The 23,765-nt window shown below is 73.8% G+C and carries 14 protein-coding genes; 5 read left to right on the top strand and 9 right to left on the bottom strand.

The genetic code is table 11. The annotated features are described in order from the left end of the window. Positions 1-34: 34 nt before the first annotated feature. Together T328_RS23650 and T328_RS23645 are read right to left on the bottom strand one after the other, a co-directional pair. Positions 35-3,094, bottom strand: a complete 3,060-nt coding sequence (locus T328_RS23650) for a glycoside hydrolase family 2 TIM barrel-domain containing protein (protein ID WP_496498154.1) — start codon at positions 3,092-3,094, stop codon at positions 35-37. Beyond that, positions 3,094-5,784 carry a family 78 glycoside hydrolase catalytic domain gene (locus T328_RS23645; RefSeq protein WP_496498153.1) on the bottom strand — a complete coding sequence of 897 codons (2,691 nt, stop codon included), beginning with the start codon at positions 5,782-5,784 and terminating at the stop codon, positions 3,094-3,096. The genes T328_RS23650 and T328_RS23645 overlap by 1 nt, the downstream gene beginning before the upstream one ends. A gap of 268 nt (positions 5,785-6,052) precedes the next feature. On the opposite strand from T328_RS23645, the gene T328_RS23640 reads away from it, so the two are divergent. From T328_RS23640 to T328_RS23625, 4 genes are read left to right on the top strand one after another with little or no spacing between them, the layout of a single operon-like run. Beyond that, complete coding sequence (locus T328_RS23640; RefSeq protein WP_496498152.1) at positions 6,053-7,774, top strand: glycoside hydrolase family protein; 1,722 nt, start codon at positions 6,053-6,055, stop codon at positions 7,772-7,774. Continuing rightward, positions 7,771-9,231, top strand: coding sequence for a glycoside hydrolase family 28 protein (locus tag T328_RS23635; RefSeq protein ID WP_496498151.1), 1,461 nt, complete (start codon positions 7,771-7,773; stop codon positions 9,229-9,231). Before T328_RS23640 ends, T328_RS23635 begins: the two co-directional genes overlap by 4 nt. Continuing rightward, positions 9,228-10,568 (top strand): glycoside hydrolase family 28 protein, encoded by a 1,341-nt coding sequence (locus tag T328_RS23630; protein ID WP_496498150.1) that lies wholly within the window; start codon positions 9,228-9,230, stop codon positions 10,566-10,568. The genes T328_RS23635 and T328_RS23630 overlap by 4 nt, the downstream gene beginning before the upstream one ends. Continuing rightward, positions 10,565-12,712, top strand: coding sequence for an acyltransferase (locus T328_RS23625; protein ID WP_496498149.1), 2,148 nt, complete (start codon positions 10,565-10,567; stop codon positions 12,710-12,712). Before T328_RS23630 ends, T328_RS23625 begins: the two co-directional genes overlap by 4 nt. Before the next feature lie 67 nt (positions 12,713-12,779). Here T328_RS23625 and T328_RS23620 read toward each other — a convergent pair whose 3' ends face one another. Then, positions 12,780-14,936 (bottom strand): hypothetical protein, encoded by a 2,157-nt coding sequence (locus T328_RS23620; RefSeq protein WP_496498148.1) that lies wholly within the window; start codon positions 14,934-14,936, stop codon positions 12,780-12,782. A 161-nt stretch (positions 14,937-15,097) separates the two neighbouring features. Here T328_RS23620 and T328_RS23615 point away from each other — a divergent pair, with 161 nt between their 5' ends. Beyond that, entirely contained in the window at positions 15,098-16,585 is a 1,488-nt protein-coding gene (locus T328_RS23615) for an ABC transporter substrate-binding protein (protein WP_496498201.1), read from the top strand. Between the two features lie 28 nt (positions 16,586-16,613). Here T328_RS23615 and T328_RS23610 read toward each other — a convergent pair whose 3' ends face one another. The 6 genes from T328_RS23610 to T328_RS23585 are packed head-to-tail and all read right to left on the bottom strand — an operon-like array spanning position 16,614 to position 23,760. Continuing rightward, positions 16,614-17,873: a DUF5605 domain-containing protein gene (locus tag T328_RS23610; RefSeq protein ID WP_496498147.1), complete on the bottom strand. Its 1,260-nt coding sequence runs from the start codon at positions 17,871-17,873 to the stop codon at positions 16,614-16,616. Further along, the gene (locus tag T328_RS23605) at positions 17,870-19,297 is read right to left on the bottom strand and encodes a DUF5060 domain-containing protein (protein WP_496498146.1); all 1,428 of its coding nucleotides are present in this window, start codon (positions 19,295-19,297) and stop codon (positions 17,870-17,872) included. Before T328_RS23605 ends, T328_RS23610 begins: the two co-directional genes overlap by 4 nt. Further along, positions 19,294-20,385 (bottom strand): sialidase family protein, encoded by a 1,092-nt coding sequence (locus T328_RS23600; protein ID WP_496498145.1) that lies wholly within the window; start codon positions 20,383-20,385, stop codon positions 19,294-19,296. Before T328_RS23600 ends, T328_RS23605 begins: the two co-directional genes overlap by 4 nt. Next, the gene (locus T328_RS23595) at positions 20,382-21,446 is read right to left on the bottom strand and encodes an ABC transporter ATP-binding protein (RefSeq protein WP_496498144.1); all 1,065 of its coding nucleotides are present in this window, start codon (positions 21,444-21,446) and stop codon (positions 20,382-20,384) included. The genes T328_RS23600 and T328_RS23595 overlap by 4 nt, the downstream gene beginning before the upstream one ends. After that, positions 21,443-22,561 carry an ABC transporter ATP-binding protein gene (locus tag T328_RS23590; protein WP_496498143.1) on the bottom strand — a complete coding sequence of 373 codons (1,119 nt, stop codon included), beginning with the start codon at positions 22,559-22,561 and terminating at the stop codon, positions 21,443-21,445. Before T328_RS23590 ends, T328_RS23595 begins: the two co-directional genes overlap by 4 nt. A gap of 26 nt (positions 22,562-22,587) precedes the next feature. Further along, positions 22,588-23,760 (bottom strand): ABC transporter permease, encoded by a 1,173-nt coding sequence (locus T328_RS23585; RefSeq protein ID WP_496498142.1) that lies wholly within the window; start codon positions 23,758-23,760, stop codon positions 22,588-22,590. Positions 23,761-23,765 lie beyond the last annotated feature (5 nt).

Here is a 23,765-nt window from a genome sequence, read left to right as displayed (position 1 = left end):
CGGAAGTGGCAGGTCCGGCTCCGCCGGACGGTGGTCACAGCGTCCACCCTCCGGCCGCCAACGGCCGGAACACGACGGCGAACTCCGTGTCGGCCGGCACGAGCCGGTGCTCCGGCAGCGGCCCCGGCCCGCAGGAGGCGCTGCCCAGCCCGTGCTGGGCGTAGTCGAGGTTGACGTACACCGCGTCCCGCGGCACCAGGTCGGTGGGATGCCGCGCCGCCGCCAGGTCCTCGCCCGTCCACCGGCGGGCGGTGAGGCCGAAGTGCGGCTCGCCCTCGACGCGCAGCCCTGAGAGTGCGCCGGCGCCGGTCAGCTCGGCCCAGCGCACCTCGGCGCGGTGCCCGTTCTCCTGCGGCACGACGTACGGGGTCTGCAGCCCGGCGACGGTGGACGCGAACAGCCCGACGCGCGCCGCCTCCCGGCTGTCGGGGTACGCCTCCCCCGGCCCCAGCCCGAACCAGCGGACGGCGTCGTACGCCGCGGGCAGAACAAGCCGTACGCCGAGCCGCGGCAGCCACAGCCCGTCCCACGGCCCCTCCGGCACGACGCGGAGCGCGAGCCGGAGACCGTCTCCCGCCGCGGTCCAGGTCCAGCGGGCGCGCAGCGCCCGGTCCGTGCCGGCGGCGGCCACCCGGGTCTCCACCAGCAGCCCGCCGTCCTCGGCGCGCACGGCGTCGACGCGCTCCTCCATCCGGTCGAGGCCGGCCCGGCGCCAGAGCCTGACCACCGAGTTCGGGCCCATGCCCACGTCGTTGTCGGTGGGGGCGCGCCAGACGTCGAGGCGCGGCCCGTCGAGGGTCAGCGAGCCGATCCGGCGCAGCAGGCCGGTGCGGGCGTCGAACGCGGCGTCGCCGAGCCGGAGTTCGCCCGCGGCGTCCGCCGCGGGGCGGGACCCGGGATCGGCGGCCACGCGTGCCAGGAGACCGGCCGCGGGATACGCGTTAGCGGGCTCGGTCGACGCGGGATCGACGGCCAGCCCCACCTCGGCCCCGGACCCGGGCGCCACGGCCCCGGACCCGGGCGGCAGGGGCCCGGCCGGCGTGCCCGTCGGCTGCGGCACCCTGGCCTGCGCCCAGGCCACCTCATGCCCGGCCGTCGCCCAGTCCCCGTCTACGGCGAGCACGGCCCGTACGGTCAGCCACAGTTCGCCGGCCGGCCGCTCCGGCAACCGCAGCCGCGGCAGGGCGACCTCCGCCTCCGCGCGTGCGGCCACGCCGGGTACGGTCAGCACGCCGCCGTCGACCCGCACCCCCTCGTCCTCCAGCACCCAGCCGAACCGCAGGTGCGAAAGGTCGCGGATGTCATGGCGGTTGACGATCCGCAGCCGCCCGGCCGGCACGTCCGCGGTCAGCACCACCGGCTCGTAGGCCTTCTTCAGCTCGACGAGCCCCGGCGACGGCGTCCGGTCCGGGAAGACCAGGCCGTCGATGCAGAAGTTGCCGCCGTTGGGGTGGTCGCCGAAGTCCCCGCCGTACGCGAAGTAGGTGCGGCCGTCCGCCGTGCGGCGGCGGAAGCCGTGGTCGATCCACTCCCAGACGAACCCTCCCTGGCAGCGCGGATACGTCTCGAAGACGCGCTGGTACGCGGCGAGCGAGCCGGGGCCGTTGCCCATGGCGTGCGCGTACTCGACGAGCAGGAACGGCAGGGCGCGGCGGCGCTCCTCCAGCTCCGGTTCCCCGGCGGTCTCCGGCGGCGCGTCCTCCTCGCGCCGGCCGATGCGCTCGACCTCGTCCACCGGCGCGTACATGAGGCTGTAGAAGTCGGAGTGCCGGTAGCTGCGGTCGCGTTCGTAGTGCAGCGGCCGGCCGGGGTCGCGGGCGCGGGTCCAGTCGGCGAGCGTGGCGAGGCACCGGCCGTGGTGGCTCTCGTTGCCCAGCGACCAGACGACGACGCTGGGGTGGTTCTTGTCCCGTTCGACCATCCGCCGCATCCGGTCCAGCAGCATCGGCTCCCAGCGGGGGTCGTCGACGGGGTTGCCGCGCCAGTCGGCGTGGATGAACCCGTGGGTCTCGATGTCGCATTCGTCGACCACCCACATGCCCAGCTCGTCGCAGAGGTCGAGGAAGGCGGGGTGCGGCGGGTAGTGGGAGGTGCGGACGGCGTTGATGTTGTGCTGCTTCATCAGCAGCAGGTCGGCGCGCATGTCGGCGGCCGTGAGGACCCGGCCGTGGTCGGGGTCGTGCTCGTGCCGGTTCACGCCGCGCAGCATGAGCGGGGTGCCGTTGACGGTGAGGAGCCCGTCGGTGACGGCGACGGTGCGGAAGCCGATGCGCAGCGCGATGCTCTCGCCCGCGGTGTCGAGACGGGCGTCGTACAGCCGCGGCGTCTCCGCCGTCCACGGCTCGGCGCCGGCGACGGTGATCTGCCGGCCGTTCTCCAGGTCCGCGACCCCCAGTCCGGGGACGGTCAGCCGGGCGGGTACGTCGGTGTCCACGCGCAGGGTGCCGCGGCCGGTGGCGGCGTCGCCGTCCCATCCGGCGTGCACGAACAGGTCGTCGACGGCGCCCTCCGGGCGCTCCAGCAGCGTCACCTCGCGGAAGATGCCCGGCAGCCACCACATGTCCTGGTCCTCCAGATAGCTGCCGGAGGACCAGCGGTGCACGCGCACGGCGAGGACGTTGGCGCCGCGGACGAGCGCGGCGCCGGCGGCGAACTCGGCGGGCAGCCGGCTGCCCTTGGAGGTGCCCAGCTCGCGCCCGTTCAGCCACACGCGGAAGCACGAGTCGACGCCCTCGAAGCGCAGGACGCTGCCGGGCAGCCGCCAGCCGGGGGGCGTCTCGAACGTCAGCCGGTGGTCGCCGGTCGGGTTGGCGTCGGGCACCCGCGGCGGGTCGATGGGGAAGGGGTAGGCGGTGTTGGTGTAGCGCGGGGTGCCGTGGCCGTGGAGCACCCAGTGGGACGGCACCGGCAGCTCGGTGAAGTCCGGGCCGGGGTTCTCGGGGCCGAGGAAGTCCAACGGCGCGGAGTCCGCCCGCTCGGAGAGCCGGAACAGCCAGCGGCCGGAGAGGTCGAGCCGGCCGGCGTCGGACGTGAAGGCGGCGCGCGGGGCGCGTCTGCCGGTGCCGGGGGCGAAGTCGTCGTAGTAGGGCGGCATCAGGGCTCCGCCGGAGCCGTGAACCGCAAGCCGCCGGGGCCGGCTTCGTAGACGGCACGGCCGCCGGACAGCCCGAGCAACCGGGCGCCGGGCGGGGCCGGCGGGGCGGTGTCGCCCGATGCGGAGGCCCCGGCGGGCAGCGGCACCTCGACACGGGCGGGCGGCCCGGGGGGCACGGTGACGTCGAGGGTGAGGCCGCCGCCCGCCGGGCGCCGCCATACGCTGCGGACCCGGCCGCGGGGGGTGTCGTACCAGGCCTCGGCGTGGGTGAGGTCTCCCACCGGGGCCGGGCGGACGACGATCCGTTCGAAGGCGACCGAGTCAGCCGCCTGCCGGATGCCGGCCAGCGAGGCGGTGAACCACTCCTCGATCGCGCCGAGCATGAAGTGGTTCTGCGACGAGCCGCGGGTCGGTCCGTCCCAGCGCTCGGTGAGCGCGGTCGCGCCGTGCTCGACCTGGTAGCCGTAGCTGGGGCTGTCCGTCCTGCGGACGAGGTCGTACACGACATCGTCGCGCCCGTGCGCGGAGAGCGTGCGCAGCAGCGACGGGAGCGCGACCTCGCCCACGGTCACGTGGTCGCCCGCGGCCCGGATGGTGTCGATCAAGTGGCCGAGCACCGCGTCCTGTTCGTCCGCGGGCACGACGCCCAGGTCCAGGGCGAGGGCGTCGGCGGCCTGGCTGCCGGTGGCGTAGGTGCGCCGGGCAGGGTCGAAGAACTCCTCATGGAACTTGCGGCCGACCCGGCCGGCCAGGTCGCGGTACGCGGCGGCGTCGCCGTCCGCGCCGAGCACCGCGGCGATCCGGCCGGCCGCGGCGGCGATCCGGGCGTACGCGAAGGTGGCGGTGACGGCCTTGGGGGTGGAGTCGTCGAACGCCATCCAGTCGCCAAGACCGTGGCCGAGCAGGAGGCCGTCGGCGCGGGACGCGAGATGGTCCAGGTAGCGCCGCATGTGCGGGTAGTGGGTGCGCAGCGTGGCGGTGTCGCCGTAGGTCCGGTACAGCAGCCAGGGCGCGAGGACGATCGCGCCGCCCCAGTTCGGGTCGTCGCGGAACTTGTCCTCGAAGACGGTGTACTCGGGCGCGATACCCGGCACGAGACCGCTCTCGGTCTGCGCGTCCGCCATGTCGCGCACCAGCTTGCGGTAGTAGGCGGCGACGTCGTAGTTGTTCGCGACGGCGGGGAAGACGAGGTGGGTCTCCTCCAGCCAGCCGAGCTTCTCCCGGTGGGGGCAGTCCGTCAGGACGCTGTACATGTTGGACTGGACTGCCCGGTCGGTGATCCGGTGGACGGCGTCGAGCAGGGGGTCGGAGCAGCTGAATCCGCCCGCGGGCCGGTTGGCGGCGCGCAGCACGAGCGCGCGCACGGTGGCCCGGGTGGCGGGCTGGGGCAGGCCCTCGACCTGGACGTAGCGGAAGCCGTGGTAGACGGTCTCCGGGTGCCAGGCCTCCTCGGCCGTGTCGTTCGCGCCGTCGCCGTCCCTGCCGTTCGAGCCGGCCGCGCCGCGCAGGGTGTAGGCGTCGTAGCAGGGCCGGCCGGTGAACCGCTGCTGGACGGTGCCCTCTTCGGTGAGCAGCTCCGCCGGGCGCATCACGACCGTCGTGCCGGCCGGGCCGGAGACGTGCAGCTCGGGCCAGCCGGCGACGTTCACCCCGAAGTCGACGACGTGCACGCCGGGCTGGGGCTCGGTGACGGAGACGGCGGCCAGCTCCTCGGTGACCTCGACCGGCGGGTGGCTGCGCGCGGAGAGCACGCCGCCGGGCGCCGGGACAGTCACCGCGCGGCGCCAGCCGGTGGGGTCCGCGTGCGGGGTGTCCCACCCGGGACGATCGCGCCGGGCATCGAACTCCTCGCCGCCGAACCAGTCGGAGAGGGTGACAGGGCCGGGCGCGGTGCGCCACCGGCCGTCGGTGCCGACGGTGGTGACGGAGCCGTCGTCGTGCTCGACGCGCAGCAGGGCGAGCAGCCGCGGGAGTCCGTAGCTGACGTGGAGCTTCTGGTAGCGGCCCGGCACGTCGGGGACGTGGGCGATGCCTCCCGCTAGCCGTACGCCGACGGTGTTGCGGCCGTGCCGCAGGGCGCCGGTGACGTCGTACGTGGCGTACAGCAGGCGCTTGTCGTAGGCGGTGTAGCCGGGTTCGAGGACGGCGGCGGCGATGGGCCGGCCGTTCACGGAGGGGACGTAGACGCCGAGGGCGGTGGCGTACAGCCGTGCCCGCACCACCGGCCGCCGCAGCCGGAAGTCCCTGGCCAGCAACGGGAACGGGCGATCCGGGTCGTGATTCGCCGGGGCGGGCGGAGCCCACTCGGGGGCGGACACCCACTGCGCGCCGGTCCACGCGGACCGCTCCAGCAGCCCGGTCTCCCAGCGGGCCGCGGCGCTCCAGGCCGAGGGCTCGCCGCGCTCGTCCCACACCCGGACCCGCCAGTGGGCCCGCTGTGCGGAGCCGAGGGGTTCGCCGCCGTAGGGCACGGCGGTGCAACCCGCGCTCTGCACCCGGCCGCTGTCCCACAGGTCGGGCGCCCCGGCCGCGAGCCCTTCCGGGGACGTGGCGGCCTGGATCCGGTACGCCTGCTGCGCCCCGGACGCGGGCCGCCAGGACAGGTCGGGCGGGTCGGCGTCGATGCCGAGGGGGTCGTCGAGGTATCCGGTGCGCAAGTGCGTCGGCGCCGCGGGGCCGCCATCTGCCATGACCCGTCTCCCGTCTGCCGGTTGGCGCGTCGTCGCCGGCCCGGTGCCCCGCGCCGGGCCGGGCCGGCCGGGCCGGCGAAGCCTCCGCTCCCGGAACGTGCGATCGGTCAGAAGCTAAAGCCGCCGGGGCATCTCGTCAACACCTGGTATACCACCGGCATACGAATATTGCCGCAGTCTGATGCGTCCTCTTGACGGCGCCGTGCACCCGTTTTAGCGTGCCTGGCATTCAGGTTCGCTCGCACAATCCCAGGACGGTGTGATGCGTATGACCGGCATTCCCGCGACCCTGCTGCTGGAGGAGCGCGCCGAGCAGGCGATGAACGCGGTCACCGGACTGGCCGACCCCGACCTCGGCCACATCCCCTTCTTCAGCGCCGACCTGCTCGCCGAGCCAGCCGTGCTGCGCCACGGCGACTGGGACTACGGCTCCAGCCACGGCCGGCTCACCGACGCCTGCGTGCTCGCCCGGCACATGACCGGCGCGTCCTGGTGGCGGGAGACCGAGGAGCGCTACAAGACCACCCTGCTCGGGCTGCTGGCCGACGACGGGCTGACGTACCGCCGCACCCACCCGCGCGGCCACTGGGCGGCAAACGCCAACCTCGTCGACCAGCGCGCCACCCTCCTCGCGCTCACCACCTGGTACCTCGACGACGGCGACGACCGCGCCCGGCAGGCCGCGGACCGGCTCGTCGCCGCGCTGCGGCGGATCGCCGTCAAGGAGCGCGACGCCTGGTACTTCCCCGCGTCCGAGTACACCCCGGACGGCTGGCCCTCCACCAACGCCGTCGACCTGCGTCTGGCGCCCGACCCCGCGTCGTTCTGCGGCCGGCTCATCATGCCGCTGCTGCGGCATCACCGGGCGACCGGCAGCGCCGACGCCCTGGAGCTGTGCGGCTGGTTCACCCGGCTCATCACCGACCGCAGCGGCGTCTTCCTGCCCGACGGCAGCTTCAACTCCGGACTCGCGTACCGCAGCGGGCACTTCCACACCCGGCTCAGCACCCTCGACGGTATCGCCAGGTACGCGCTGTTCACCGGGGACCACGCGCTGACCCAGTTCGTGAAGACCTCCTTCGACTGGGCGCTGACGCAGGGCACCGCCTTCGGCTGGACCCCGGGCGACCTGGCCGACCAGCGGTACGAGCACGAGACGTGCTCGCTCGTCGACCTCATCGGCATCGGCACCACCCTCGCCCGCGCCGGGTACACCGCGTACTGGACGGTGGTCGAGCGCTTCCTGCGCAACCACCTGACCGCCTCGCAGCTCGACGACACCGACTGGGTCAGCTCGGCCCCCGACCGCTCGCTGGACGTCCCCGGCTGGCAGACGCACTACCGCGTCGGCGAGCGCGTCAAGGGCGCCTTCGCCGGCTACGGCGCGCCCAACGACTACGTCTCCGACGCGGTGCTCGGCCGCGGCCACACCAGCGACGTCCAGGCGTGCTGCGTCGGCTCCGGCGTGCGCGGGCTGTTCACCGGCTGGAACGCCGCGGTCACCGGCGACGAGCGGCTGACCCGCGTCAACCTGCTGCTCAACCGCGGCAGCCGGCTCGTCGACGTCCTCAGCCATCTGCCGTACGAGGGCCGCGTCGACCTCGACGTCCGCGCCGACTGCCGTGAGCTGCGCCTGCGCGTACCGCCGTGGGCGGGGCACGCCCGGCTCGCGGTCGCCCGGCACCCCGCCGGCGGTCCCGCGGAGACCTTCGCGGGCCGCGACCCCGGCCTGTGGGCGCCCGACGGCTATCTCCGTCTCACCGGGCCGCGCGCGGGCGAGCGCATCACCGTCACGTTCCCACTCGTCGAGTCCACCACCGTCGAGATCGCCGCCGACCGCGAGTACCGCACCCGGTGGCGCGGCGACGACGTGGTCGGCATCGAACCGGAAGGCAGGTCACGCCCCATGTACTGGCCACGCACACTGGAGCGGAAGGCACCGGAACTGGGCCGGTCCCTCGCCGTGCCCGAGTCGGAGTGGTCCTGGTGAGCCGCCCGCGCAGACGCGCCTTCCTGCTCGGGGCCGGGACCACCGCCGCGTTCGCCCTCGGCGCGGGCGGCGCTGGCGGTGCAGCGGCACAGCGCCGCACCGCCGACGACCAGGCCGCCGCCATCCTGGCCGAGATCCGCCGGCCGCGCTTCCCCGACCGCACCGTCGACGTGACGGACTTCGGCGCGGTGGGCGACGGCACCACCGACTGCACCGACGCGATCCGCGCCGCCATCGAGGACTGCGCGAAGCGCGGCGGCGGCCACGTCGTCGTCCCCGCCGGCACGTACCTCACCGGGGCCGTCCATCTGCGCGACCGCATCGACCTGCACGTCGAGTCCGGCGCCACGCTGCGCTTCCGGCAGGACCCGGCGGCGTACCTGCCGGTCGTCCTCACCCGCTTCGAGGGCATGGAGTGCTACAACTACTCGCCCTTCGTCTACGCCCGCGGCTGCCGCACCATCGCGCTGACCGGCGGCGGGGTGATCGACGGACAGGCGGACGACACCCACTGGTGGGACTGGACGAAGGGCCAGGACGGCGGCGTCTCCCCCGAGCGCGTCGAGAAGGACGCGCTGTACGCCATGGCGGAGGAGGGCGTACCGGTCGAGCAGCGGGTCTTCGGCGCCGGCCACCATCTGCGGTCCAACATGATCCAGTTCTACGACTGCCGCGACGTGCTCATCGAGGGCGTGACCGTCAAGGACTCGCCGATGTGGAACATCCACCCCGTCCTGTGCCGCAACGTCATCGTCAGCGGCGTGACGGTGGAGAGCCCGCACGGCCCCAACAACGACGGGTGCAACCCCGAGTCCTGCGCGTACGTGCTGATCAGGGACTGCACGTTCAACACCGGCGACGACTGCATCGCCTTCAAGGCCGGCCGGGACGCCGACGGCAGGCGCGTGGACGTGCCCTGCCACAGCGCCCTGATCGAGGGCTGCCGGATGCGGGACGGCCACGGCGGCGTCACCATCGGCAGCGAGATGACGGGCGGCGTACGCAACATCCTCGCCCGCGACTGCCACATGGACAGCCCGCTGCTCGACCGCGCGCTGCGGATCAAGTCCAACCCCCTGCGCGGCGGTTACGTGAAGGACGTGGTCTTCCAGGACATCACGGTCGGCGAGGTGGGCGACGCCGTGATCGAGATCGCGCTCGACTACGAGAACGTCGACATCGGCGACTACTACCCGGACGTGCGCGACATCGAGGTGCACCGTCTCACCGCCGCCTCCGGCCCGCGCGCCTGGAACTTCGTGGGCAACGACGCCAACCCGATCCGGAACGTGCTGCTGCGCGACTGCACCTTCACGGGCATCGAGGAGGGCTGGACGACGGAGAACGTCGAGGGCCTGACGCTGCGCCGGGTCACCGTCAACGGCCAAGACGTCAGCGACGGGGCAGGTGCCGGGGCAGGTGCCGGCGACGGGAACGCAGGAGCCGCACGCGCATGACCACCACCACGGCCGCCGCCGCGAAGGAGCAGGCGGACGCCATCGCCGCGCGGGTACGGCCACCGCGCTTCCCCGACCGCGAGTTCCCCGTCACGGACTACGGCGCGGTGCGTGACGGCACCGCCGACTGCACCGCCGCGATCCGCGCCGCCATCGAGGACTGCGCGGCGCACGGCGGCGGCCACGTCACCGTGCCGGAGGGCACCTACGCCACCGGCCCGGTGCGGCTGCGCTCGGGCGTCGACCTGCATCTGCGGGCCGGCGCCACGCTCGCCTTCAGCCGCGACCCGGCGGCCTATCTGCCGCCCGTGCTCACCCGGTTCCAGGGCGTGGAGACGTACGGCTACTCCCCGCTGGTCTACGCCCACGGCGAGCGCGACATCGCCGTCACCGGCGCGGGCGTGCTGGACGGCCGGGCGGACGAGACGCACTGGTGGCCGTGGTCGGGGCAGGAGGAGTTCGGCTGGCGGCCGGGCCTGCCGCAGCAGGAGGACGACTGGCCGCTGCTGTGGGCACAGGCCGAGCGGGGCGACCCGGTCGAGCACCGGGTCTACGCCGAGGGCCGGCACTTCCGCCCCAACTTCCTGGAGACGTACCGCTGCCGCAACGTCCTGGTCGAGGGCGTCACCTTCGTCCGCTCCCCGATGTGGGTCATGCACCCGGTGCTGTGCCAGGGCGTCCTCGTCCAGAACGTCACGGTCGACAGCACCGGGCCCAACAACGACGGCTGCGACCCGGAGTCCTGCCGGGACGTCGTCATCCGCGGCTGCACCTTCAACGCGGGCGACGACTGCATCGCCGTCAAGTCCGGCCGGGAGGCCGACGGCCGCCGGGTAAACGTGCCCAGCGAGGACATCCTCATCGAGGACTGCGTGATGCGGCACCGCTACGGCGCAATCACCCTGGGCAGCGACATGACCGGCGGCATCCGCAACGTCTTCGCCCGCAGATGCCACATCGGCGGCCCCGGCCTGTACTTCGGGCTCTACATCAAGACCAACTCCGTCCGCGGCGGCTTCGCCGAGAACATCCAGCTGGACGACATCACGGTCACCCACCTCACCAAGGAGTTCGTCACCTGCGACTTCCACCGCGGCGAGGGCGACACGGGCGGCTATCCGCCGCGGGTGCGGGACATCGGCATCCGCAACGTCACGGTCGACCGCGCCCGCCGGGCCCTGCTCGCGCAGGGTTACGCGCACGCCCCGATCCGCGGACTGCGGCTGACGGACTGCACGTTCGGCGAGATGGCCGAGCCCGACCGGCTGGAGCACGTCGAGGACTTTCTCGAGGACGGCGTGACGCGGGACGGCGTGGTGCGGGACGGGGGGCGATGAGCGGCGGCGACCGGCCCGGCCGGTACGACTACTGCCCCTGGCTGTTCTTCGGCTCCGCCACGGACGAGGAGCGCGCCGCCCAGGCCGCGTGGCACGACCGGCTGGCGGAGCGGCTCGCGCTGCACGGCGGGGAGACGGAGCTGGCGGAGGAGACGTTCGTCTCGACGTGGGCCGGGGTCTCCACCGACCGGCTGCGCATGGGCCGGCGCTCCTACATCGCCGCGCACGCCTATGTCACGGGCGAGTTGACGACGGGCCGCGACTGCACCGTCAACCCCTTCACCACCGTACGGGGCACGGTGCGCATGGGCGACGGCGTACGCGTCGGGGCGCACAGCTCCGTGCTCGGCTTCAACCACTCCACCGCCGTCGACCGGCCGGTGCACAAGCAACCGCTGACCTCCCAGGGCATCGAGATCGGCGACGACGTGTGGATCGGCTCGCACGTGGTCGTCGTGGACGGGGTCTCCATCGGGTCGCACTGCGTCGTCGGCGCGGGCGCGGTGGTGACGAAGGACCTGCCGGACTGGTCGGTCGCGGCGGGCAACCCGGCCCGCCGGCTGCGCGACCGCCGCGACGCGCCTGCGGCGCGCGCGGCGGGCTCGTTGGGCGCCGCGGGCGGACGGCCCGCGGCCGCCGACACGGCGCCGTGCACGGACGGCGCTGACGCGCCGGTCCGCGCGGGCGCCGCCGGGCCGCGGGCCGGCACAGGCGACCCTCCTGTGGCGGGTGCCGCGGAGCTCGCCGGCTCGGGCACTGCCGCGGGCGGTACCGGCCGTCCGAGCGGACCGGCCACCACGCCCACCAGGTTCGCCTTGCCCCCCGCAGACGTCGCCGCGGAGCCGGTCACGCACGGCCCGGAGCCCCGCATGGGCGGCGCCGCTGCGGCAGGCGCCGGTCCCGTCGGGGTCCACGAGCCGCTCACACCCGCGGGCGTGGCGGCCACGGACGCCGAGGGTGCCCCCGGCCGTTCGAGCAGATCAGCCGCCGAGCCCGTCGAGTTCTCCGACCCCGCCACCGCGGCGATCGCGGAGACCGCGGACACCGCGGAGCTGGCCGAGCGGCTGGCGCGGTTCGCGGCGCGGGCCCGGGAGCAGGCGCCGGACGTCCTCGCCCGCTGTCTGGGCGACGGCGCCGGGGGCGGGGACGGGCCGGGTTACGCCGACCGCCCCGGCGCACCGCCGACCGTGCGGGCGCAGTGCGACGCGGTCGAGATCGCCCACCTCCTGCTCCGCGAGGCACCGCCGCGGACCACGGCAGACGGGCTGGCCGCGCACCTGCGGGGGCTGCAGGACCCGGACACCGGCCTGGTGCCCGAGTACGCGCCCGACGGCGGCGCACCCGCCACACCCACCCTCACCGACGACGCGGCGCTCTACCACATCCTCAGCGTCGGCTACGCCCTGGAGCTGCTCGGCACCCGTTTCGCCCACCCCGTACGCGCCGTCCACGAGCTGACGCCGCAGCAGCTGACGGCGTGGCTCGACGCGCTGCCGTGGGAGCGGGCCGCCTGGCGCGCCGGCCACCGGGTGGACGCTGTGGGCACGGCGGTGCTGCGCAACCTGGCGGACTTCGGCATGCGCGCGCCGGCCGCCGACGCCCTCTTCGGCTGGCTGCTCACCCATGCCGACCCGTGGCACGGGCTGTGGGGCCGGCCGACCCCGAAGGACCGCTGGCTGCAGCCGGTCAACGGCTTCTACCGGGCCACGCGCGGCACCTTCGCGCAGTTCGGCCTCCCGCTGCCGTACCCGGAGCGGGTGGTGGACACGGTGTTCGCGCACAGCGGCGACACCGCCTTCTTCGGCACCGGCCGGGGCGACGCGTGCAACGTCCTCGACGTGATCCACCCGCTGTGGCTGTCCTCCCGGCAGACGCGGCACCGGCTGGACGAGGGGCGGCGCTGGGCGCGGGAGCGGCTGGCACGGGTGCTGGCCAACTGGCACGACGGGGCCGGCTTCAGCTTCGCCCTGGAGCCCGGCGCGGGGCCGGGGCACGAACCCGGGCTGCAGGGCACCGAGATGTGGCTGGCCGTGGTCTGGCTGCTCGCCGACCACCTGGGCATCGCCGGCGCCCTGGGCTACCGCCCCGGCGGCGTCCACCGCCCCGAGCCCGCCCGCCTGGGCCTCGGCGAAGTCCGGTACTGATCCAGGTCCTCGAGGGCCGGGGGCAGAGCCCCGGAATATCCTCGACACCCGCCCCCGGCGGAGCCGCTCAGCGCCCGCCGGCCGCCGCAGGCGCGTCGCGCAGCCGCAGGGCGCCCGAGAGCACGTGCGCCGTCACCCACGACGGGTTCCAGGTGTTGCTGCCGCCGCGCTCCTGCCAGTCGGTGGGGAAGAAGCCCTCGGCCTGCTCGCCGGGGTCGTCGAAGCCCCATTCGCCGGGCCGGGTGCAGATGCCCTGGCCGAGGGCGTGGATCACCATGCCGGCCAGCTCGGTGTACTCCGGCCGGCCGGCCAGCGCGCCGAAGCGGGCCAGCTCGGGGACCGGGAAGAAGACGTCCACGTGGTGGTTCTGCACGCTGACGCCGGGCCAGCCGGTGACGTCGAAGCCGCGCCGGTCGAACGGAGAGCCGGGCGGCTGCGGCGGGTTCCACTGGTAGACCCAGGTGAGCAGCCAGTCGGCGGTGGCCTCCGCCCAGTCGCGGTAGCGGTCCTCACCGGTGAGCAGCAGCAGTTCGTACGCGCACTGGAAGAACGCCATGCCGCCCTCCTTGTCCTCGCACGCCGCGTCGAGGGTGGCATGGCCGAAGGGCGTGGCGAAGTCGTCCGCGTGCCGCTCGTGGTAGCGCTCCAGCAGCCGCACGGCGGCCTGACGGTGGCGCCGCGAGCCCGTCGCGCGCTCCGCCTTCAGCAGGGCGAGCACGCACGGCAGTCCGCCGGCGCCGGGCGGCCCGGGGTACGCGGAGCCGTCGGTCCGCCAGCCGAGCGGGACCACGCCGCCGGGCGGCACGCCGCGGCAGACGGCGTCGAGGCCCTCGTGGAGGGCCTCGGTCCAGTGCCTGGGGACGGCGCGGCCGTGGTCGCGCAGCAGCGCGACGATGTCGGCGAGGTCGCCGAGGGTGTCGCCGAACGCGCGGGCGGAGATGAACGGGCGGCCGTTGCGCTCGAACGCGGCCCAGCCGCCGTCGTCGAGGCGGTGGAAGCTCATCCGCAGCCCCGGCGGCGCGCCGGCGGCGCTGCCGGCGAGGTAGAAGTCCACGGCCCGCCGGCTGCGCTCCAGGCGGGTCTCGTCGCCGTGCTCCAGGCCGAGGCGCGCGTCGCACCACGCCAGCCTGAGGCACTGGCCGGTCCAGCCGTACAGGAAGCCGGGCACGTGCCCGGAGCCGGTGAACTTCACGTATCCCGCCGTGCCGTGGCCGTCCTCGTACCACCGGCGGTCCAGGGCCGCCGTCTTCAGCTCGATGATCGAGTCGAGGGACAGCGGGCGGGCACCGCCGGGCGCGTACCGCCGTAGACCGTGGTGCACCATGTCGCGGAAGCCGTGGCCGGGCCGGGCGGGCCGGCCCCAGCGGAGCGCGTGGCGGGTGGTCAGGGCGGCGCCGGGGGCCAGTTCGCGGTATCCGCGCGGGCGGGCGGAGGTGGTGGACTTGTGGGTGTACGCCACGTCCGGGACGCCGTCGAACATCAGCGTCCCGCTCGTCGCCAGCAGGGTCGTGTGCTCCCCCACGGCGCGCAGGCGCGCGTGGGGGTGCCCCCAGCCGGCCAGGGCGCCGAGGGAGCCGTCGCCGGGGGTGCGGGCGTACATCGTCAGGAAGCGGGGGCCGGCGGGTCCGGGCCACTCCGCGTGCACGCAGGGCACCGGCAGCCGGTGCTCCTCCACGACGAGGCCGCCGGACGCGGCGCCGCCGGGGGCACCGGGCGCGCCGGCGTCACCGGGCCCGCCGGGCGCGCCGCCCGCGGCGGGGCGGAGCCTGGGCACGGTGCGGTCCGGGTCGGCCGACGGGTTGCCGCGGTAGAGTACCTGCGGCATCGTCACGGACTCGGGCGGCGCCGCGGGCAGCGGGAGCGCGAGGCCGACGGCCAGGTCCCCGATCGTGTCCGCGGACGGGTTCCGCCAGGTCACGTCCGCGTGCAGGGCTCCCTCCCCGACGGCGAGGTCCACCTCGGCGGCCAGTGGCCCGACCGCGCAGTGCACGGCGAGTCCGGCCGCGGTGCGCCGCACCTCCGGCTCGCGCACGCCGGGGAACGCGGGAGCCCAGGGCCGTCCCGTGGAGACGGCCAGCATCGCGTCCAGCGGTGCGCGGAAGTACGGTTCCCGCTCCCCCGTACGACACAGCTCCAGCAGGACCTTCCCGTCCCGCCGCGTGAGCCCGAGAACCATGTCCTCGGCCCGTAGCCGCAGTTCCTGCCCTTCCGCCGTCCCGTCCACGGTTCTCCCTCCGTCCCGCCGCTCCATGAGGCGGCCCGTGCACGGGTGTTGACGCCCGAGCCGCCCGTCAGGAGGATAGTGGCATTCAGATGGTATGCCACACGCTCAAAAATGAACGTCACACCACGACCGTCTCTTCTTCTCCAAGGAGCTGTGTGACCATGGGCCAGGGCTCGAAGGCCAAGCGGAGCGCCCGCAGGCTGACCCGCAGAAACTTCACCACAGGCGCCCTCGCGGGCGCCGCCGCGCTCGCCGGCGGGCCGGCCGTGTCCGCGGGCACGGCTGGGGCACAGACCTCTCAGGGCACGAACAGCCGGTATGCCACCACCTCCGGCGCCGTCTGCACGCAGGTCCCCAACCGCTACGACGAACCCTTCGAGGTCTGCGACGACGAGCTGTTCATCTTCCTCGTCAACTACAAGCCGTTCGAGGTCGAGGGGTTCTTCGAAACGGTCATCGGCGGCCGGCTCCGGGCCGCCTTCCCGGACGTGAAGTTCAAGGTCGCCACCTGGGACCAGCCGGTCCGCTACGAGGAGCTGGCGGCGGCGGGCGTCGTCCCCGACATCGTCATCGACGACCCGCGCCGCCGGATCGACCGCGACCTGGAGCCGCTCGGCTGGCTGCGCGACCTCAGCGACGAGCTGGGCCCGGCCGGCATCGACCTCGGCACGCTCGACCCGGCCGCGGTCGAGATCGTCAAGTCCCGCTCGGACGGCGGCGTCTACGGCGTGCCGCTGCTCGTCGACGACTTCGTGCTGCTCTACAACAAGAAGGTCTTCGACCGTTTCGGGGTGGACCACCCGGAGAACGGGACGACCTACGACCGGGCGTACAAGCTGGCCGGCCAGCTCACCCGGGAAGAGGACCTGGTCGCCTACAAGGGCTATCTGCAGCACCCGGACAACTACCTGGACTTCAACCAGCTCGGGCTCTACCCCTTCCTGCCCACCGGCAGCGAGAACCCGGCACCGGGCGACGTGAAGGTCGACATCACCTCCGAGGGCTGGCAGCAGCTCGGCGCCAACATGGAGCGCTTCCTGTTCATCCCGCGGAACATCTTCACCACCGTGGACGACTTCTTCACCACGGGGCACGTGGCGATGGCGGTGGACACGCTGTGGAAGTTCAACTCCTACGCGCTGAACGAGATCTACATCCACACCGACGACCTTGAGGAGTACCGCCGCAACGCCGAGAACGTCGAACTCGGCCTCGTCTCGGTGCCCGTGCTCGGCGGCGGTGACGACTCGACGTACCAGCCGAACTCCCTCGCCGCGTTCCTGCCACCGCAGTCGGCCAAGAAGGACCAGGCGCTCGCCGTGGTGAAGTGGCTGGTCTCCGAGGAGGCGCAGAGCGCACTGGCCGCCCACGGCATCAAGCCCACGCTGCAGTCCGACGCCGTGGTCGGCGCCTTCGGCAGCGAGTCCCCCGCGCTCGACGGCATCGACACCTCCGGCGTGTTCTGGGGCAGCAATGCCGTGGTGCACGGCTACGAGCAGACCGAGTACTGGGACATCCCGCTGTACGCGGTCTTCCGTCAGCACGTCCTCAAGGACGGGCTCCAGGTGTCCTCCGCGCTGACGATCACCGAGACCGTCGACATCCCGAACTACATCAAGAGCCAGTCCGAGGCCGGCTTCGACTGGTGACCCCAGACCGCCCGGGGCCGCTCGCGGCTCAGGCCCCGGGTGCCCGGCGGATCCGTATCGCGCAGTACGGGTCCGCCGGGAGCCGCACCTCGACGCGACCGCCGGCCACCTGGCGCGGCGGGTCGACCGTCATCCGCCAGGTGTCCAGCACCTCGACGTGCCAGCCGCCGGGCGGCAGGTCGAAGCGGCGGTGCGGGTAGCGGTGCGCGCCCAGGTACTGCAGCCAGTACTCCCCCGGCGCGACCAGCGTCGAGGCGTCGTAGTAGACCGGGTCGTGCACCAGAGAGGCGGGGGCGTCGTCGAGGATGCCGCGCAGGAACGCGAGCCGCGGCGCGCTCTCGCCCGCGAGCCCGCCGCCGTGGACGAGCCAGGGCCGCGTCCCGTACGCCTCGCCGTGGGTGGCGTGCCCGCCCTGGCAGACGCCCTCCCAGATGCGGGCGACCAGCGCCGCCGCGGTCAGGCTCCGCCCGGGTACGGGTCCGTCGCCCTCCGCGCCGCAGTCGTCGACCACGACCGGCTTGCCGAGCGCGGCGCCGAGACCGGCGACCGCGTGCGGGTCCTCCAGCCGCAGGCTCGCGTGCGTGATCCAGGGGGCGCCGAAGTCGGTGGCGGGGCCGCCGTGGACGGTCAGCAGCCGGTGGCCGTGGTCGTGTTCGCGGATCGCGCTCTGGGCGTCCGGGTCCCGGGGCGCCCGCCACCACACGTTGCGGTACGCGGCCAGCCGGGCCACGGTCTCGGCGATGCCCGCGGTGCGCGCGCCGTCTGGGCCGCCGGGGTCCGCGGCGAACCGCCCGGCCAGGTCCACCTCGGCCTCGATGCCCAGCGCCAGCAGGGCGGCGACCTGTTCGTCCAGCACGCGGAGCGGCACGTCCGCGGAGCCGAGCAGCCGTACGCGGTTGAACGGGGCGTCCGCCAGCGTCCGCAGCGTCGCCGGCCCGGCGTCGCCGACGGACGTGCCGACCGGGTGGAAGGGGTGGCCGTCGGCGTACCGGAAGCTCCGCGCGCCGGCGACGTGGACCGGGCCGTGATTGCCCGGCGCCGGCGGCACGCAGGTGAACGTGCCGGAGACCGCCGCCGACCGGTAGTGCCACTCCCCCTCCGCGTCCGGCATGAAGCGCACCAGCCGGCCGCCCTCGTCGCCGGTGAACGCGGCGGCGGTGAAGCGGCGTCCGCCGCCGTCGGTGAAGAGCACCTCGTCGCCGGGCCCGGGGACGGGCAGTTCGAAGACGCCCCAGCGCTCCGCCGTCCGGGGCGCGCCCGCGGGCCGTCCCGCCGCCGTCCCGCTCACGGCGTACTCCGGGTTCTCCGGATCCGCACGGCCATGTCGGGGCGTCCCTCCAGCTCCACCCGGGCCCGCCCGCGGTGCACGCCGGCCAGCTCGGTGACGGTCATCTGCCAGGTGTCGATCAGTTCGAGGCGGTACGTGCCACCGGCCGGCAGCTCGACGTCGCGGTACGCGGATTGCGTGGGCCCGCCGAAGTACTCCAGCCAGCTCGTGCCCTCCCGCCGCGCACGCGGCAGGTCGGCCTGCGCCTCCTCCAGCAGGCGGCGCAGGAAGGCGATCCGTGGCACGCTCTCGCCGCGCAGCCGGCCGCCGCCGGAAATCCAGGTGGTGCCGTCGCGGCCGGCGTCCGGGTACGCCTCGCCGTGGGTGACATAGCCGCCGGCGACCGCCGCGTGCCAGAACTGCCGGACGAGCGCCCGCCCGCTGAGGTTGCCCCAGCGCCGGTCGGCCGTGCCCTCGTAGCCGATCTCGTCGACGACGACCGGCTTGGGGCAGGAGTCCCGCCAGCCGGCGGTGAGCCGGGCGTCCCAGTGCTGGATGCTCTGGTGGGTGATCCAGGGCTTGCCGAAGTCGTAGATCCGCTCGTACTGGTACATGCGGGTGCCGTTGTGGATCGAGCGGAGCCGCTGGTACGGGTCGTTCCGCTGGACGTACCGGCCGAGCGCGTCCCAGTCCTCGACGGTCTTGCAGGTGTTGAAGTCGTACTCGTTGGAGATCGACCACCACACGTGCCGGAAGGCCGACAGCCGCGCGAGCGTGTGCTTCAGCAGGAAGAAGTCCTCCTCGCGCGACATCCGGTCCAGCCCCCAGAACCCGTCGTACGGGTGGAAGAGGATGACGTCGGCCTGGACGCCGAGCGCGAGGAGGTCGCGCAGCCGGCGCTCGAAGTGGGCCCAGAAGGCAGGGTTGAAGCGCGTGCGGTCGAGGGTGTCCGGGCTGTCGCCGGCGAAGACGAGGTGCGGCGGCACCATGCCCTTCGTCGGCAGCAGGCACATGCGCACCTTCGTGAACGGCGAGGCCGCCAGCGACCGCAGTGTCCGCTCCTCGCGCTCGTGATCGTCCAGATGGGTCCAGTGGTAGCAGGTAGTGCCGAGGGGCAGGTAGGGGGTGCCGTCGGCGTACGCCAGCCGGTGGGTGCCGGCCACCCGCACCGGGCCGCGGTTGCCGGGGGCGGGCGGCACGCACGTGAAGGAGCCGCGCACGCCGTCCAGTTCCGCGGCGGAGGAGCGGGTGACGTAGTGCCACTCGCCCTCCGCGTCCGGCATGAAGCGGATGCGGTAGCGGCCGTCGCCGTCGTAGAAGCCGTCGACCGGGACGACGCGGTTGCGGTGCTGGAACTCGGCGCCGAGCCGCACCTCGGCGTCCGGGTTGCCGTCGGCGGGGCCGGTCAGCGCCAGCTCGTGGACGCCCCACCGCTCGACGGTCACGGGCCGTCGTCCCGTACGCCCGCGGCCCGGATCCACGCCTCGTCGAGCCGTACGTATTTGATCGTCTTTCGCAGGAACGAGTACGCCAGGTGCAGCCGGCCGTCGCGGGTCTGCAGGATGCTCGGGTAGGAGTAGCCCAGCTCGTTGTCGCGGTACTCCTCGTCGGCCGTCTGCACGTCGCGTCGGTACGGCCAGGTCAGGCCGCCGTCGTCGGAGAGCGCCACCGTCAGCGGCGTACGCACCGCCTTCTTGCGCCGGCCAGCTCCCTCGCCGACCCACCGGAACTGGCCGCGCTCCAGCGAGGCGTCGTTGTAGACGAGCGCGAGTGCGCCGCTCGCCAGCCGGACGAGCTGGACGGCGGAGTTGTTGTTGGGCAGTTCCGTCTTCGTCAGCGGACGCCACGTCCGGCCGAGGTCGAAGGACTCGGAGCTGTGGATGCGGTCGGCCGCGCGGCTGCGGAACATCGCGAACAGGCTGCCGTCGTCGCGCTGCACGGCGGTCATCTGGACGAGGTGGTCGCTGTCCGGCAGGTCGTGCCCCCGCCACGTCGTGCCGCCGTCCTCGCTGATCATCGCCACGCTGTGCTCCCCCTCCGGCCGGCACCAGTAGGCGGGCAGCAGCCAGGAGCCGTCGGTGAGGACGAGCGGGGGGTTGCGCACGAAGATGCCGGGCCCCTCCATGAGCGTGCGCGGCGGGCTCCAGGTGCGCCCGCGGTCGGCCGACGTGCGTACGACCAGCCGCGCGGTCTTCTGGTCGTGCGGGGTGTTGGAGGGGTGGAACAGCCACACGGTGCCGGCGGGGTCCCGGGCGAGTACGGGGTTCTGCTCCGACCGCTCGGGGTCGGCGGCCAGCACCTCGGGTTCCGACCACCGCGTGTCGCCGGCGGCGAGCCGGGAGACGACGACGCCGGTGCCCGGGTCGCCCTCCTCCGGGCCGTTGAACCAGGTGCACAGCAGGTCGCCGTCGTCCAGCTCCAGCAGGTTGGCGGCGTGGCTGTCGCCCGGGTGCGGCGCCGGCAGCAGCGCCTCGCCGAGCGCGGGGTCCGTGGGCGAGCGCCGTACCACCCCGTCGAATCGCGGGTCGGTCACAGCGCGTTCACTCCTTTCAGGGTCAGTTCCTCGGCGTAGTGGCAGGCGGATTTGCGGCCCCCGCCGATCTCGCGCAGCGCGGGTACCTCGGTGGCGCACCGGTCGCGGGCGTAGAAGCAGCGGGGATGGAACGCACAGCCCGACGGCACCCGGGAGGGGTCGGCGACCTCGCCGCGCAGCACGATGCGCTCCCGGCGGCGGGCCGTCGGGTCGGGGTCGGGCACGGCGGACAGCAGCGCCTCGGTGTACGGGTGCAGGGGCGCGCCGTACAGCTCGTCGGTGGCGCCGGTCTCGACGACCCCGCCGACGTACATGACGACGACCTCGTCGGCCATGTACTCCACCACCCCCAGGTCGTGCGAGATGAACAGGTAGGTCAGGTCCTCCTCGTCCTGGAGGTCCTTGAGCAGGTTGAGGATCTGCGCGCGCACCGACACGTCCAGGGCGCTGACCGCCTCGTCGGCCACCACGAGCCGCGGGCGGGTCGCCAGCGCCCGGGCGATGCCGACGCGCTGCCGCTGCCCACCGCTGAACGCGTTGGGGTAACGCCGCAGGTACTCCGGCCGCAGCCCCACCCGGCGCAGCAGCTCCGCGACCCGTTCCTCCAGGTCCTTGCCGGTCAGGCCGAGGCCCACGCGCAGCGGTTCGCCGATGATCTGCAGCAGCGTCATGCGGGGGTTGAGGGAGGCGTAGGGGTCCTGAAAGACCATCCGGATGTGGGTGCGGTACGGGGCGAGCTCCCGCTCGCTCATCCCGGCGAGGTCGACGGGTGTGCCGCTGTCCGGGGCGTACAGGATGCGGCCGGCGGTCGGCTCGTACACGCGCAGCAGACAGCGGCCGAGCGTGCTCTTGCCGCAGCCGGACTCGCCGACGAGGGCGACCGTGCGGCCGGCGGGGATGCGCAGGTCGACGCCGTCGACCGCGCGCACGGCGCCGACGGTCCGGCTGAACAGGCCGCGGCGGATGGGGAAGTGCTTGGTGAGGCCCTCCGCGGTCAGCAGCGCGGTGTCTTCGGCGGCTTCGGCGGTGCCCGCCGCGGCGGCGGTGCCGGTGGTGGTCATGCCCGTCCTCCCTCGTCGCCGCCCTCGTCCGCGGGCGGCTCCGCGCCGTTCGTGCCGTTCGCGTCGTCCGCTGCGTCCGCTGCGTTCTGGCTCTCGTACAGCAGACAGCGCACCTCGCGGCCGGGCTCCGGCCCCGGGGTGGCGCTCGGCTCCGTCACGTCGCACCGGCCCGGCACGAACTCGTCGCAGCGCGGGTGGAACGAGCAGCCGGCGGGACGCCGGTAGGCGTGCGGCACCATGCCGCGCACCGGCGTCAGCCGCTCGCGCGAACGGGCCCCGAGCTTGGGGATGGAGCGCAGCAGCGCCTTGGTGTACGGGTGCCGGGGCGAGCGGAAGACGGAGACGACATCGCCGCGCTCGACCACGGCGCCCAGATACATCACGGCGACCTGGTCGGCCATCTGCGCGGCGACGCCCAGGTCGTGCGTGATGAGCATGACCGCCATGCCGAAGTCCTCCTGCAGCGAGCGCAGCAGGTCCAGGATCTGGGCCTGGGTGGTCACGTCCAGGGCGGTGGTGGGTTCGTCGGCGATGAGCAGCTCGGGGTTGCAGGAGAGCGCCATCGCGATCATCGCCCGCTGCAGCATGCCGCCGCTCATCTGGAACGGGTACTCGTCGACGCGGCGCTCGGGGGCGGGGATGCCGACGCGGCCGAGCAGGTCGATGGTGCGCTTGCGCGCCTCCTGCTTCGTCACCCGCTCGTGCAGCACGATCGCCTCGCCGATCTGGTTGCCGAGCGTGTGCATGGGGCTCATGGACGTCATCGGCTCCTGGAAGACCATGCCGATGCGCTTGCCGCGGACCTTGCGCAGGGTGCGCTCGTCCGCGGTGACGAGATCCGTCTCGCCGTCCGGCGGCCGGCTCACCCAGATCTCGCCGCCGGTGATGCGGCCGGGCCGGTCCACGAGCCGCAGGACGGAGCGCGCCATCACGCTCTTCCCGCAACCCGACTCCCCGACCACGGCGAGCGTCTCCCCGCGGGCGATGTCGAGGTCGACGCCGTCCACGGCCTTCACCACGCCGTCGTCGAGCGCGAAGTGCGTGCGCAGCCCGCGCACCCGCAGGACGGTCTCGGTCCCGGGCCGGGTCGCGGCCTTCGTCAGGGCCTCGGTCACGGCGTCTCCCTCTGTTCCTTCTGCGGCTACTTGTACGGGTCGGCGGAGTCGCGCAGGCCGTCGCCGACGAAGTTCATGGCCAGGACGGTGACGAAGACCGCGACGCCGGGAAGCAGCAGCCAGGGCGCGGTCTCGACGGTGCGCACGTTCTGCGCCTCCTGCAGCAGCACGCCCCAGCTGACGGCGGGCGACTGCAGGCCGAGGCCCAGGAAGCTCATGGCGGTCTCGCCGAGGATCATCGCCGGCACGGCCATGGTGAGCGAGGCGATGATGTGGCTCGACATGGACGGCACCATGTGCCGGAAGATGATCCGGGGTCTGGAGCAGCCGTCGAGTCTGGCCGCGACGACGAAGTCGTCCTCGCGGAGCGAGAGGAACCGGCCGCGTACGACCCGCGCGAGTCCCGTCCAGCCGACGACCGACAGGATCGTGGTGATCGCGAAGTAGCGCATCAGCGGGCCCCAGTCGGGTGGCACGGCCGCCGACAGCGCCAGCCACAGCGGCAGTGTGGGCACGGCGATGAGGAACTCGATGATCCGTTGGATGAGGCTGTCGGGTTTGCCGCCGAAGTAGCCGGAGACACCGCCGAAGAGGATCCCCAGCAGGAAGCTGACCGCGACGCCGACCAGTCCGATGGACAGCGAGACCCGGGCTCCGAGGATGATGCGGGAGAGCAGGTCCCGCCCGGCTCTGTCGGCACCCAGGAAGTAGACCTCCTGGTCGGCGTGGACGGCGCCGAACAGGTGCCGGTCCCAGGGCAGCACCCCCCACATGTCGTATTCGTCGCCGCGGGCGAAGAACTTCACCGGGATCCGCTTGTCGGGGTCCTCGGTGTGGATCAGCTCGAAGGTCTCCGGATCGCGGCGGGTCTCGTAGCCGTTGACGTAGAAGTCGATCCCGCCGCCGAGGCTGACGTCGACCTTGACCATCTGCGGCGGCGCGTACGTCATCCGCTCGTCGGTGGTGCGGGGCGAGGACGGCGCGAGGAACTCGGCGAAGGCGACCACGAGGTAGACGATCAGCACGACGACCGCGCCGGCGACGGCGAGCTTGTGGCGGCGGAACTTGCGCCAGACCAGCCGCCACTGCGAGGCGCGGCCGAGTTCGGGATCGCCGTCCGCCGCCGGCGGCGGTGCGTCCTCCGCGGGCGGCTCCCCGGATCCGCCCGACGGCCTGTGCCTGAGGGATTTCAGCAGCATGCGGG

The sequence above is a fragment of the Streptomyces sp. CNX435 genome (genome assembly GCF_059570575.1).
This window is presented reverse-complemented; position numbering and strand designations above follow the sequence as displayed.